Source organism: Cobetia sp. BMC6, assembly GCF_029991385.1.
GTDB lineage: Bacteria > Pseudomonadota > Gammaproteobacteria > Pseudomonadales > Halomonadaceae > Cobetia.
On record NZ_JAKUMF010000001.1, the window covers coordinates 827,792 to 841,149 of the forward strand.

The window sequence follows — 13,358 nt, forward strand, 5'->3', positions numbered from 1 at the left end:
CCGGTATCATGCTGGCCCGCGTTTCATGGCGCTCACGCGTCTCTCCCCATCAGTCAGTCAGGTACGCTCGATGAGCATCAAATCCGACAAGTGGATCCGTCGCATGGCCGAAAGCCACGACATGATCGAACCCTTTGAGCCCGATCAGGTGCGCTTTCACGATGAGCGCCGTGTGATTTCCTACGGCACCTCCAGCTACGGCTACGATGTGCGCTGCTCGGATGAGTTCAAGGTCTTCACCAACATCCATTCGGCGACGGTGGATCCCAAGCATTTCGACGAGAAGAGCTTCGTGGACGTGAAGGGCGACTCCTGCGTGATTCCGCCCAACTCCTTCGCGCTGGCCCGTACCATCGAGTACTTCCGCATTCCGCGTAACGTGCTGACCATCTGCCTGGGCAAGTCCACCTACGCGCGTTGCGGCATCATCGTCAACGTGACGCCGCTGGAGCCGGAGTGGGAAGGCCACGTTACCCTCGAGTTCTCCAATACCACCAACCTGCCGGCGCGTATCTACGCCAACGAAGGCGTGGCACAGATGCTGTTCCTCGAGTCCGATGAAGTCTGCGAGACCAGCTACAAGGATCGCGGCGGCAAGTATCAGGGCCAGCGTGGCGTGACACTGCCGCGTACCTGATGCCCTTGCTGCATTCCTGGGTATTGCGTTCACGCAAGTGACCCGCACGCCCCAGGCCAAGAGTGCGGCAATACAAGAGTGTGGCAAGTCAAGAGCGCCTCCTGCGGGAGGCGCTTTTTTTGTGCTTGCCTGTGGCGTGTGGCGACGGTGGCAAGAAAGGGACGATGACAAGAAAGAGACGACGGCGGAATGGGATATGCCGATGGCAGTAGCGAGAACGTGACATGCTCGCAAGGTGCTGAGTCTTAGCCGGAAGTTGAACGAAACATGTGATTCAATCACTCGTTTTATTGCCTATGCTTGTCTGCAGGCCACCCCCAGAGTGGCTGCAGGACGGTTTCCTCCCACAAGCAAGGGGCACGCCATGCCATCGCGTTCACATCGCGCTGTATTCCCTCCGGCCAGCGGTCTGGCCCGACGTTTCACTCTCACGAGTCTCGCTCTCGCCATCAGCACCACCTTGCTGGCGACTCCCGCACAGGCCTATTCGAACCTCTATCTCTTCGGCGACAGCCTGAGCGACTCCGGCCAGTTCCCCGATACCACCCTGGGTGGCCTCAACAGTCTGCGCTTCACCAACCGCAGCGGCCCGGATTACGAGAACTCAGCCTACGGCAGCGTCTCGACCCAGTTGCTGGCCACGGAACTGGGGCTGGCGGCAGACCCTTCCACCTCGGTGATCTATCAGCTGGCCGGCTTCAGTGACGGCACCAACTACGCGGTGGGCGGTTACACCACGGCGCAGATTCTGGCCTCGGTGACCGACGAGGATGGCTCCGAGGTGGTCATCCCCGCGGGCAGCCCGGGCGCCGGTACGGTGCTCAGGGTCGAGGATGGCTATCTGGTCAGCACCGGCGGCAGTGCCGACCCGGACGCCCTCTATTACGTCAACGGCGGTGGCAATGACTTCCTGCAGGGCGTGATCACCTCACCGGCCACGGCGGTCGCCTCTGCCGGCAATCTGGCCGCGGCGGTGGAGGCGCTGGCAGCGGCGGGCGCCACCACCATCATGGTTTCCAACCTGCCGGATGTCGGCAGCACCCCGGCCGGCCAGTCGGCGGGCGCGGCGCAGGCAGCGGGGACCTCCGCGCTGGTAGGCGTCTTCAATGATGCGCTGGGCGCGCGACTGGCGGCGCTGGATGGCGAGGTCAACATCATCCGCCTGGATACCGTCGGCATTCTCGAAGAGGTGCTGGCCTCGCCGGCCGAGTTCGGCTTCGCCAGCGACGTGCCGCTGACCCAGGTGTGCTTCTCGGACAGCTGCAACGTCACGCCCTACGGGCTGGGCGGCGCCGCGGAAGACCCCGACAAGCTGCTGTTCAATGATGGCGTTCACCCGACCACCGCCGGCCAGGAGATTCTGGCCGACTACGCCTATGCGATGCTCGCCGCGCCCTCGGTACTGGGGCTGGCACCGCAGCTGGGCACGGGGGCGCTCAATGCCAATCAGCGCAGCCTCGCCGATGAATTGCGCCCCGGCGCGCAGAAGCAGCGCTCCGGTGATGGCGAGGGCAAGGGCGTGCGCGTGTTCGCCATCGGCTCGGCCAGTGGCGGCACCGGCGATGGCGAGACTTCCACCGGCCAGCAGGGCTTTGACAGTGAGCAACGCGGTGCGGGTGTCGGCGTGATGCTGCCGCTGGACAACGCGCTCGGACAGGCCTGGGGCGGCATTGCCGTCAGTCAGCGCACTGCGGACTTCGATGTCGATGATGGCAGTGAGCTTGAGCTGGAAGGCCAGGTGTTCAGCCTGTTCGCGCGTCAGCAGTTGGGCAGGTTTGGCGCCCAGGCGGTCGCCAGCTACGGCGATTTCGATTACGACCTCGACCGCCATGTCGCGCTGGGTCAGTCATCGCGCACCCTGTCCGGTGAGACCGATGGCGATGGCTTCAGCGCCGAGGCGCGTCTCGATTATCGCCTCACCGCTGCCGATTCGCTGTGGTACAACGCGCCCTTCGTGGCCTACCGCCACACCGAGTCCGACATCGATGGCTATACCGAATCCGGGTCTGCCGCCAACGCCTTGATCGTCTCGGATCAGACGCTGCGCGATCGTCGTGTCGAGGCCGGCTTCATGGTCGATCGCGCCATCGCGGAGGGTTTCGGCCTCTACGGTGAGCTGGCCTACGGCAAGCGTCTGGATGATGACGCCGACAGCGCCGAGGTGCGACTGGCGAGCCTGCCGACCAATGCCTACCGCGGCGAGGACCTCGATCGCGGCAGCGACAACTACCTGCGTGTCGACGGCGGCTGGCGCATGCAGCTGGGCCGCAATGCCATGCTGCATCTGGGCGCCGGCATCGAGACCTGGGATGAGGTGACGGCGCGCGGGGAGGTTGGGGTCAGCTACACCTTCTAGACACAAGGCGCCAGCTTGGGGCAAAGCCCAGAAACAAGAAGACCCCGCGACATGTAGATGGCGCGGGGTCTTCTGTTTTCAGCTCGCTGTCAGCGCGCTATCAACTTGCTATCAGCTCAGTCAGCCTTGCCAGCAAGGCAGCGTCACTGATCAGTCTGCTTCGCCTTCCGGCAGTTCATCGCTGAGCTCTTCTTCCACATCGGCGTGGGAAAGGCGCAGACCGCCCACCGGCAGGGTGTGGCCGTCGAGCTTGGCCACTTCTCCGTCGAGCTTCAGGCGGCCTTCGAGGAACCAGCGCACCGCGATCGGGTAGATCAGGTGCTCACGCGTGTGCACGCGCTCCTTGAGGCTGGCTTCGTCATCGCCTTCCAGCACGTTGGCGACGGCCTGGATCGCGACCGGGCCACCGTCGAGCTCCTCGGTGACGAAGTGCACGCTGGCGCCGTGTTCCTTCTCGCCGGCTTCCAGTACCTTGCGATGGGTATCAAGCCCCGGCCAGGCCGGCAGTAGTGACGGATGAATGTTCATCAGTCGGCCGAAGAAGCGCTGCACGAAGATTGGCGACAGGATACGCATGAAGCCGGCCAGCACGATGAGGTCCGGTTCATGACGCTCGATCACCTTGATCAGGGCGCCATCGTAGTGCTCGCGGTTCTCGTACTCATCATGCGGCAGCACCACGGCATCGACGCCGGCGTCACGTGCACGCACCAAACCGTAGGCATCGGCCTTGTTGGAGATGACCGCGACCACGTCGCCGCCCAGCTCGTCGTGTTCCTGCGCTTCCAGCAGCGCCTGCAGATTGCTGCCGCTGCCGGAAATCAGTACCACGACGCGTGGGCGAACCGGCGCATCGTCTGCCTCGAAACCGTTGCCGAAGCCGCCGAGAGTGTCACCGTTGGAGGCGTTGGTATTCGGTTCGATCATGCGGACAGATTCTCCAGCTGGACCTGCTCTTCCAGCCCCTTGCGGGCACGGATGGTGCCGAGGGTGAAGACGGTCTCGCCCTGGGCTTCCAGGTGAGCACGTGCGGCGGTGGCATCGGATTCAGCGACGACCACGACCATGCCGACACCACAGTTCAGCACGCGGTGCATCTCGTGTTCTTCGACGTTGCCCTGCTGCTGCAGCCAGTCGAAGATGGCTGGGCGCTTCCAGCTGGCGACGTCGATCTCGGCGGTGCAGTCTTCCGGCAGCACGCGCGGGATGTTCTCGAGCAGGCCGCCACCGGTGATGTGAGACATGGCGTGCACGGACAGGCCGCTTTCCTTGAGCAGCGACAGCAGCGGCTTGACGTAGATGCGCGTCGGCGCCATCAGGGCGTCAGCCAGCGGCTGGCCGTCGATTTCCTGCTCCAGCAGGGAGGCATCGGCGACTTCGAGAATCTTGCGGATCAGCGAGTAGCCGTTGGAGTGCGGGCCGGAGGAGGCCAGACCCAGAATCACGTCGCCTGCGCCGACCTTCTTGCCGTCGAGGATCTCGGACTTCTCGACTACGCCGACGCAGAAGCCGGCCAGGTCGTAGTCGCTGCCTTCGTACATGCCCGGCATTTCAGCGGTTTCGCCGCCGACCAGCGCGCAGCCGGACTGCAGGCAGCCTTCGCCGATACCGGTGACGACGTCAGCGGCAATGTCGACATCGAGCTTGCCGGTGGCGTAGTAATCGAGGAACTGCAGCGGCTCGGCACCGGCGACCACCAGGTCATTGACGCACATGGCGACCAGATCGATGCCGATGGTGTCGTGACGGTTGAGGTCCATGGCCAGGCGCAGCTTGGTGCCCACGCCATCGGTGCCGGTGACCAGCACGGGCTGGCGGTAGCCTGCCGGCAGTTCGCACAGGGCGCCGAAGCCACCCAGACCACCTATCACTTCCGGGCGGTGAGTGCGCTTGGCGACACCCTTGATGCGTTCGACGAGGGCGTTGCCTGCATCGATATCGACACCTGCATCCTTGTAGCTCAAGGAAGTCTTGCTGGGCGAGGAGTCCTGGGGGCGTTGCGTCATGTGAGGTTCCTGTCGGTGCGGCCTGGGCGGTGAGACACGATCGATCGCGGGAAAAGAAAGGCGGCCATTGTAGCATTGCGCTTCGCGGCTGACACTGTGCCGATTCACAAAACCGCATCAAAATGTGAAAAGGCCGCCACGCCAGTCATGGCAGGCCTTGTCGCAGCTTGGATGGCGCCGGGAGAGGCAATGTCAGACGCGTGAGCGGCGCGTGTCTTGTGGGTGACTCGGCGACAGGCAACAATGGGTGATGCGTGCGCCGTCGGCAGTCAGCCGTCACGAGTGCCCCACGGCTTGTCTCAAGGAGTGAAGATGCAGCGTAAATGGTGGTTGCTGGCCGCAGGCGTGGCCTTCCTGGGCCTGTTGGTGATGCTCGAACCGATTCTGATGCCGTTCTTCATCGGCATGATTCTCGCCTATCTGGGTGACCCGCTGGCCGACTGGCTGGAAGACAAGGGCCTGTCGCGCCATCTCGCGGTCACGCTGGTGTTCAGCGTGCTCTCGCTGGTGCTGTTGATCGCCATGCTGATTCTGGTGCCGCTGCTCGGGCGCCAGCTGGCACAGTTGATCAGCTTCATGCCGGTGGTCTTCAACTGGATACGCGAGACGGTGCTGCCGGAAATCCAGGCGTTCACCGGGCTGGATTTCAGTGCCGATTTCGATCAGGTCCGCTCGCTGCTGCTGGGCAACTGGAAAGAGACCGGCACCTTCGCCGCCGCGCTGCTGGGTACCGTCTCCAAGTCCGGGCTGGCGATGGCCATCTGGCTGGGCAATCTGGCGCTGATTCCCGTCGTCACCTTCTATCTGCTGCTCGACTGGGACCGCATGAAGGAGAAGCTGCAGGGCCTGCTGCCGCGCCATATGGAGCCCACCGCCACGCGTCTGGCGCATGACTGTGATGAGGTGCTGGGCGCCTTCCTGCGCGGGCAGCTGCTGGTGATGCTGAGTCTGGGCATCGTCTACGCCATCGGCCTGGCGATCATCGGGCTCAAGTTCGCGCTGTTGATCGGCCTGGTGGCGGGGCTTGCCAGCATCGTGCCGTATCTGGGCGTCATCGTCGGTATCCTGATCGCGGCCACGGTGGCCTTCTTCCAGTTCGGCGAGTGGTGGGCGTTGCTGGCGGTCGGCGGAGTCTTCGCACTCGGCCAGCTGCTGGAAGGCGTGGTGTTGCAGCCGCTGCTGCTGGGCGACAAGATCGGCCTGCATCCGGTCGCGGTCATCTTCGCGGTGATGGCGGGCGGCCAGCTGTTCGGCTTTACCGGCATTCTATTGGCCCTGCCGGTGGCGGCCGTGATCATGGTGCTCTTGCGTTATCTGCATGATCGCTATAAAAACAGTACTTTATATGACCAACAGCGTGATTCTCGCCCCGCGGTGGCAGCCGATCAGCCAGCGCCGCCGGCGGCAGAGGATACCCAGTGATCGAGAGACGAGATCACGGCAACAACAATCAGCATGACGGATGGCAATGACTCAGGGACAGATGGCACTCGGCGTCGGGGTACGTGACGCCGCGACCTTCGACAACTACCACTTCACCTCGACCTCGCTGGCGGAGGCCCTCAAGGGGCAGCTTGCCGACGGCGGGGAGCCCTTCGTCTACCTGTGGGGCGGCGAGCAGAGTGGGCGTAGCCACCTGTTGCAGGCGGCCTGTCATCTGGCGGGCGAGCAGGGCAAGCGTGCCTTCTATCTGCCGCTCAATGAGCTGGGCCACTTCCCGCCGCACATGCTCGAAGGGCTGGATGAGATGGACCTGGTCGCCATCGATGACCTGGATGTGGTGATCGGTCGCCAGCGCTGGGAAGAGGCGCTGTTCCACCTCTACAACCGCCTGCGTGACGGCGGGCGGCATCTGCTGGTCAGTGCCAGCTGCGCGCCGCGTCTGCTGCCTGTCATCCTGCCGGATCTCGCCTCGCGCCTCTCCTGGGGCGTCACCTTCCATCTCTCGGGGCTGGATGACGCCCAGCGCCTCGAAGCGCTCAAATTGCGTGCCCGTGATCACGGCCTTGCACTGCCCGACGAAGTCGCCCGCTACATCCTGCATCGCGGGCCGCGTAGCCTGCCGGGCCTGTTCGCGGCGATGAGCGAACTCGACAACGCCTCGCTCTCCGCCCAGCGCAAGCTGACCATTCCCTTCGTCAAGCAGACGCTCGGCTGGTAGGGCAGCGCCTGCGCGGGCCCGGTGGCCCAATCTTGCCTTCATCACGACCGCGGCACCGATATTGCAGTCTCTTTCTCATCATCTCTGTCTGAGGACACGCGGCATGAACAGGCTAGACAAGCATCGGGAGCGCATGCACAAGCAAGCCAACTCGATCGGCAACTTGCTGGTCGAAGGCTTTCACTATCTCGGCCTGTTCGCCATCGGCGGCGCGATTGCCATCGCCTCGGTATCGGCCTTCTTCGAGATGTTCGCCAAGGGCTCGGCCAGCGTCGATGACATCTTGCTGCTGTTCATCTATCTCGAACTCGGCGCGATGGTCGGTATCTACTTCAAGACCAACCACCTGCCGATCCGCTTTCTGCTCTACATCGCCATCACCGCGCTGACGCGCTACCTCATCGGCGATGTCTCCCACCACAAGGCCCCCGATATCGGCCTGCTCTATCTCTGCGGCGGCATATTCTTCCTCGCCCTCTCGGTACTCGCCGTGCGCTTCGCCTCCTACAAATACCCCTCTAGCAAAGCCATCGACCCGATGGGCGGCACGGTAGGGGACGAGGACTCGACGCGATAAACTCGTGTTCAGTAGCACCGGAAGACCAAAAAGGCCGCGATCATTCGCGGCCTTTTTTCATTCTCCACTCAGCGTCAGGCAGAGCCTGCGGCTACCGCCGTGGTCGCGGTGTTCGCCAAGCCAGATGCCTTGCCAGGTGCCGAGGGCGAGGCGGTTGACGCCGCGGCGGGCTTCGACGGGTAGCGTGAGCTGAGTGCCGAGCAGGCTGGCGAGCACGTGGGCAGGCATGTCGTCATCGCCTTCCAGTGTGTGGCGGAAGTAGGGCAGGTTGCCGGGTACCAGGCGGCGCAGGAAGGCGTCCATGTCGTGGCGCACGTCGGGGTCGGCGTTCTCGTTGAGGGTCAGCGAGGCGGAGGTGTGCAGCAGCTGCACATGCAGCAGGCCGACACTGACCGGCGGCATTTCGGCCAACGCCTGCTCCACCTCGTCACTGATGAGGTGAAAACCGCGCTTGCGGGCGGAGAGGGTGAGGGTGTCGCGTTGCCACATTAGGAGCCCTGCCTGTCATTGATTCAGTACATGCTAAACATGATAAGCCAGAACGCAAAAGGCCAGCCCCTGAGGGCTGGCCTTTTTTCTGCGCGCCGCGCTGATTCATGTCACCACGAGGGTGAGAGCCAGCGTTGCAATGCTTGAATCAACCGGCAGTGGTGGCGGCTTCGCTGACGGTGCGGCGGGCGGCCTTGGCGGTGACGCGTTCCGGCTCTGACTTGCCGATCTCGCGGGCGAGCCAGTCGGCGAGCATGCGCACGCGGGTCGGGATCGGGCCACGCGGCAGCAGCATGCCGATCTCGACCGGCGGGATCTCGTCGCATTCCAGACGCTTGAAGGACTGGCCGTTGCGCTCGCTGAGGGTGTTGACCCAGTCGGTCGGCAGCACGGCGCGAATCAGGCCATCGGCCACGTAGTCGGTGAGGACTTCGAGGTCATCAGACTGGATGTGATTCGGGCGCGGGTCTTCCGGGTGACGCGAGAGGGAGGTGCCGGACACCAGCGGTTCCAGCTCGCCCCACGGCAGTTCTTCCGGGTTCTCGACGTGAGAGGCCGCGTAGGCCGCCTGATGCCAGTGGGTCAGCGGGCGGAAGACGTGGGTGCTGCCCGCCAGATGCGGGAAGCCGATCACCAGGTGCGGCTGATTCTCGAGAATCTCGCGGCCGTTGTGCCACAGCTTCAGCTTGATATCGACGCCTTCATGTTCCGACAGGAAGCTGGTCAGCGCGTGACCCAGGAAGTGACGACCCAGCGACGGCGTGGCGTGGATACGGATGGTACCGGTGAGGTCTGACTGGCGGTCTTCGATGGCGCGGTGCGCTTCATCATCGAGATTGGCCATCGAGCGTGCGTAACGGTAAAGGGTCTCGCCGGCTTCTGACAGGCGAATGCCACGATGACCACGCTCGACCAGGCGAGTGCCGAAACGGCCCTCAAGGGCGTCGAGGCGACGGCTGACGGTGGACTTGGGCAGGCGCAGGCGTTCTGCTGCGCGCGACAGGCTGCCGAGGTCCGCGACCATCAGGAAGGTGTTATAGGCGTCGATATCGCTCATCGAATAGGTCCGGTTGTTCAGAGGGTCGGGGTGTGCCGTCAGGGAAACACCCACCTTGTACGGGCCAAACGGGCCCGTTGCAGCGCCAGTCGCTGCACAACGGATTGCCTGTCGATGACCGTGCCCCTAAGGCCGCAGGGGGCTCCCCCCGGGCAAAGACGCGCTCATCGATCAACAACCGCCACTGCCAGCCGAGCACCTCAGCGCGCGGCGGCAGGTCTTGCATCTGCTGCAGATATCTTCAGGGCCGAGGCCATGACAGGGCACTGTCCGGCGTGACAGCAAGCGCCCTTAATCTGAGCACGCTAACTATATCACTCTGCCCGTAGTGTTGCATCCAAAGACGCACACATTGCGCAAATCCGATCTCCGCAAGACGAAACCCTGTCGTGAAGCGAGAAATTTGCGTGGGACAGGCACTTGTCGAGCCATGTCGGCTAAGACGTCAGTGGCTGGCGATGGTTCCGTATCTGATGACAGACAGGTGATAAAAAAGTGAATCCGGTGACTGCACGGGTGAAAAAGTGTGCAAATCAGGGCGTTTCTGGCGTTAGAGGCACGATCTGGCGCTGCAAGAGGCGAGAAGTGACTCGCCCTGATTGCAGAAATTGCAGTGCGGCGTTGCAGGGAGTGTTGATGACGCAAATGTGCAAACGCGTGCATCATCTCGTTCGCAAAAAGAATCATTATTATTATTGCTCTTGGGAACCTTCCGCTCATGACCGACCGCCTCACTCCGTGCGTGGCAGCCAGCGCTTCCCGCGCCACTGCTTTCACTCCGCGTCCGCTGGTGGCAGCCATTGCGCTGCTGTGCGCCAGTACTACCCATGCAGAGACGCTGCAGATGGACACGCTGCAGATCGAGGACGATCGCATCAACGCCACGGCGGTCATCGATAGCGAAGAGATCGCCCTGCATCAGGCGCATGACCTCAAGGATGTGTTCCGTGATACGCCGTCAGTCACCGTCGGCGGCACCACCGCCTCGTCCGAGAAGATCTACGTGCGCGGTCTGGAAGACACCAACCTCAACATCAGCGTCGATGGTGCCAGCCAGAACGGCTATCTGTTCCACCACAGCTCCAGCTTCAACATCGAGCCGGAGCTGCTCAAGCGCGCCGAAGTTCAGGCCGGACCGGGCGCCGCCGACAATGGCCCCAACGCCCTGGGCGGCAGCATCAAGTTCGTCACCAAGGATGCCCAGGACCTGCTCAAGCCGGGCCAGACCTTCGGTGGCGTGGTCAAGGGCAGCACCGAGTCCGCGGCCGACGCCGTCAAGGGCACGCTGTCCGTCTACGGTGAAGTCGCGCCGAACGCGGGCCTGCTGTTCTCGACCAGCGCACGCAACAGCGATGACTACCGCACTGGCGGCGGTGATGAAGAAGAGGGCACCGGCGGCCATCAGCGCAGCTACTTCGGCAAGTTCAGCCTGCTGGATCAGGGCGCGCACAGCCTGCGCATCAGCGCCGAGCACAACGAGGACACCGGCATCTACTGCGTGCGTCCCAACATGGAATGTCAGGAGTTCAACAATGCCAAGGTCGATACCGACCTGAGCCGTGACACCTATACCGCCAACTATGACTTTGATCCGGACTCGCGTCTGGTGGACGTGCACACCAACGTCTTCCATACCAAGACCGAGCTGGAGCGCACCACGGTTTCCACCGGCGCCGAGCTGAACGCCGATGTCGAGAGCTACGGCGGCGATCTGAACAACACCTTCCGTTTCGGCCCCGAGGACATGGACAACCGTCTGACGCTGGGTAGTGATTATGTCTACGACGAATCCAGCACCGGCGGCTTCGACGAGAAGGCGCGCAACCTCGCGCTCTACGCCCAGCACCGCATGACACTTGGTGCGGTGGACCTGTCCTTCGGCGCGCGTGTCGATGACTACAAGACCGAATACGCCAATGGCGAGACGCTGGATGACACCGATGTCAGCCCGAACGCGAGCCTCAACTGGCGTGTCGGCGGCGGTGTCGAGCTGTTCACCGGCTACTCCACTGCGGTACGCGGCAACAAGGGTCGTGAAGCCATCCTGGTCGATGGTGGTGTCGGTCCCGGCGAGAGCCTGGTGGTTGAGCCGGGGCTTGAGGCCGAGACCTCGCGCAGCACGGAAGTCGGCGCGCGCTGGAAGGGCAATGGCCTCCTCACCCAGCGTGACCGCGCTGGCCTGGAAGTCACCTACTTCGATACCCACTTCGACAACTACATCACCGAAGAGAGTTCGGGCGGTGTGACCACTATCACCAACATGGAAGGTATCGTCACCAGCAAGGGTGTCGAGGCGCGTGCTACCTACGGCATCGGCGGCTGGGACATGACGCTGGGCTACCTGACCATGGACCTGGAAGACAACCAGGGCGAGACCGTGGTCGACGACATGGGCCTGGGCAACCAGACCGGTGATCGCTGGAGCCTGGACAACCGCTACACCTTCGCTGACCCGCAGATGACGATCGGCTGGGCCGTGACCGCCTACGAGCGCCTCACTGACCTGCCGGATGATCAGAGCGAGCGCGCCGGTTACGCCACGCACGATGTCTACGCCAGCTGGGTGCCGCGTGACATGCAGGACCTGACCCTGACTGCCGGTATCTACAACCTGTTCGACAAGGAATATAGCGACCAGAACACCTATTATCTGGAAACCAACAGCGCACGCGGCATCATGCCGGGCGCCATCACCAGCCCGGGGCGTGACGTGCGTCTGTCAGTGGCTTACCGCTTCTGATCAGAAGGGCTTCGCGCCAGCAAGTTCGCACCTGACAGGGTTTTCTCGCCAGCGGTCGTGATCCAGGCTCGCAACGCAGGATGCTTCACTGGCAAGGCCCCCGCAGCGCCATCGTGTTCTTCACGGTGGCGCTGTTTCGTTTGCGGGATGCTCAGAAGGGGGATGCCAGCTCCTGCCGCCTGCGTCCCGCAGGCGCGCTGTGCTACCATCGCGACCAAATGTCGGAGAGCGTCTGCGCGACTCTTCGCACTGCACTCACGTTCCCGCCACTGGCGGGTGATCGTTCGAATAAGGAAGGATGCATGGCGCTTCTGAAGATTTTTGTCGGCACGATGTATGGCGGTTCACTGGATGTGGCCGAGCAGGTCCAGCCGTTGTTCGAGCAGGCCGGCTACACGGTCGAGGTGCTCGACCAGCCGACACTGGCCGACCTGACTGACGCGCGTCCTGATCTGGCGCTGTTCGTCACCTCCACCACCGGCAGTGGCGATGTGCCGGGCAATCTGACCGGCTTCCTCAATGCGCTGTCTGCCGAGTCTCCGGCGCTGGATTGGCTGCGTTATGGGCTGATCGCCCTAGGCGACAGCTCCTACGGCGAGACCTACTGTGGCGCGGGGCGTCATCTGGATGAGCGTCTGGCCGACCTGGGCGCCACGCGCCACGGCGAGCGCCTCGAGATCGACGCCATGGAAACCTTCATGGCCGACGACGCGGCGCTGCCGTGGGTCGAGAGCTGGATTCCGACCCTGCCGGCCACGGCCTGATCCTGCGGCGGTGGGCTGGCCCGCCGCCTGCTTCTTCTGTTGTCCGTTCTTTCATCGAGACTGCTTCACATGCCGAAACTGAATCCTGATCATCCGCGTGCCCGCAACCTGACGCCGCAGCGCGTCTCCGTGCTGGCGGGTCTGGCGGTGGTAATGGTCGCCAATATTCCGCGTTTCCTGATCAGCGGCGAGAATACGCGTCTGATGCTGATCGTCGGCTTTGCCGTCGCCGTCAGCGCACTGGGGATCTACATCTATCGCCAGCTGTCAGACACCGCCAAGGCCAAGGTACCGACCATGATGCGTCGTCTGCTGGTCTGGCTGGTGGTGGGGCTGGCGGCGATGGCGGCCTTCAACTTTGCCGCGCCGATGCTCAACCGCCCCCAGGAGGGCGCGCTTGAGGTGCTGGTCGATGGTCTGACGCTGGGCCTGCTGGCGCACGTGATCAGCATGTGGATGCAGCGCCGTCGTGGCGAGGAAGGCTGAGCCTCGATTCTTGCGGTGCTGTCAGCAAGATCATCCCTACCGTCAGCAAGATCATCCCTGGCAACAAGAACGCCCCGATCAGCAA

The 13,358-nt window shown here is 63.3% G+C and carries 12 protein-coding genes; 8 read left to right on the forward strand and 4 right to left on the reverse strand.

Annotated elements, in window-relative coordinates:
- Positions 1-70: 70 nt before the first annotated feature.
- Both dcd and MKZ40_RS03585 read left to right on the forward strand, forming a co-directional pair.
- Positions 71-637 (forward strand): dCTP deaminase, encoded by a 567-nt coding sequence (gene dcd, locus MKZ40_RS03580; RefSeq protein ID WP_043334107.1) that lies wholly within the window; start codon positions 71-73, stop codon positions 635-637.
- A gap of 364 nt (positions 638-1,001) precedes the next feature.
- Positions 1,002-2,993: an autotransporter domain-containing protein gene (locus MKZ40_RS03585; protein ID WP_175089444.1), complete on the forward strand. Its 1,992-nt coding sequence runs from the start codon at positions 1,002-1,004 to the stop codon at positions 2,991-2,993.
- A 150-nt stretch (positions 2,994-3,143) separates the two neighbouring features.
- On the opposite strand, the gene purN is transcribed toward MKZ40_RS03585, so the two are convergent.
- Together purN and purM are read right to left on the reverse strand one after the other, a co-directional pair.
- On the reverse strand, positions 3,144-3,920 hold the full coding sequence (purN, locus tag MKZ40_RS03590) for a phosphoribosylglycinamide formyltransferase (protein ID WP_175089446.1): 777 nt from the start codon (positions 3,918-3,920) through the stop codon (positions 3,144-3,146).
- Positions 3,917-4,999, reverse strand: a complete 1,083-nt coding sequence (gene purM / locus MKZ40_RS03595; RefSeq protein WP_175089447.1) for a phosphoribosylformylglycinamidine cyclo-ligase — start codon at positions 4,997-4,999, stop codon at positions 3,917-3,919. The genes purN and purM overlap by 4 nt, the downstream gene beginning before the upstream one ends.
- 312 nt (positions 5,000-5,311) lie before the next feature.
- On the opposite strand from purM, the gene MKZ40_RS03600 reads away from it, so the two are divergent.
- The 3 genes from MKZ40_RS03600 (at position 5,312) to MKZ40_RS03610 (ending at position 7,737) form a co-directional block, all read left to right on the forward strand.
- The gene (locus MKZ40_RS03600) at positions 5,312-6,421 is read left to right on the forward strand and encodes an AI-2E family transporter (protein ID WP_175089449.1); all 1,110 of its coding nucleotides are present in this window, start codon (positions 5,312-5,314) and stop codon (positions 6,419-6,421) included.
- Positions 6,422-6,461: 40 nt separating this feature from the next.
- Positions 6,462-7,160 (forward strand): DnaA regulatory inactivator Hda, encoded by a 699-nt coding sequence (gene hda / locus MKZ40_RS03605; protein ID WP_043334111.1) that lies wholly within the window; start codon positions 6,462-6,464, stop codon positions 7,158-7,160.
- 103 nt (positions 7,161-7,263) lie between these two features.
- Positions 7,264-7,737 (forward strand): phosphate-starvation-inducible PsiE family protein, encoded by a 474-nt coding sequence (locus tag MKZ40_RS03610; RefSeq protein ID WP_175089451.1) that lies wholly within the window; start codon positions 7,264-7,266, stop codon positions 7,735-7,737.
- A 57-nt stretch (positions 7,738-7,794) separates the two neighbouring features.
- On the opposite strand, the gene MKZ40_RS03615 is transcribed toward MKZ40_RS03610, so the two are convergent.
- Positions 7,795-8,226: a secondary thiamine-phosphate synthase enzyme YjbQ gene (locus MKZ40_RS03615; protein ID WP_136938633.1), complete on the reverse strand. Its 432-nt coding sequence runs from the start codon at positions 8,224-8,226 to the stop codon at positions 7,795-7,797.
- 148 nt (positions 8,227-8,374) lie between these two features.
- A complete protein-coding gene (locus MKZ40_RS03620; protein WP_175089453.1) occupies positions 8,375-9,283 on the reverse strand; it encodes a LysR family transcriptional regulator in 909 nt (302 codons plus the stop codon).
- A gap of 718 nt (positions 9,284-10,001) precedes the next feature.
- On the opposite strand from MKZ40_RS03620, the gene MKZ40_RS03625 reads away from it, so the two are divergent.
- The 3 genes from MKZ40_RS03625 (at position 10,002) to MKZ40_RS03635 (ending at position 13,273) form a co-directional block, all read left to right on the forward strand.
- Positions 10,002-12,023: a TonB-dependent receptor gene (locus MKZ40_RS03625; protein ID WP_175089455.1), complete on the forward strand. Its 2,022-nt coding sequence runs from the start codon at positions 10,002-10,004 to the stop codon at positions 12,021-12,023.
- A gap of 302 nt (positions 12,024-12,325) precedes the next feature.
- Positions 12,326-12,787 carry a flavodoxin domain-containing protein gene (locus MKZ40_RS03630; protein WP_043334117.1) on the forward strand — a complete coding sequence of 154 codons (462 nt, stop codon included), beginning with the start codon at positions 12,326-12,328 and terminating at the stop codon, positions 12,785-12,787.
- A gap of 69 nt (positions 12,788-12,856) precedes the next feature.
- The gene (locus MKZ40_RS03635) at positions 12,857-13,273 is read left to right on the forward strand and encodes a hypothetical protein (RefSeq protein ID WP_107336349.1); all 417 of its coding nucleotides are present in this window, start codon (positions 12,857-12,859) and stop codon (positions 13,271-13,273) included.
- Positions 13,274-13,358 lie beyond the last annotated feature (85 nt).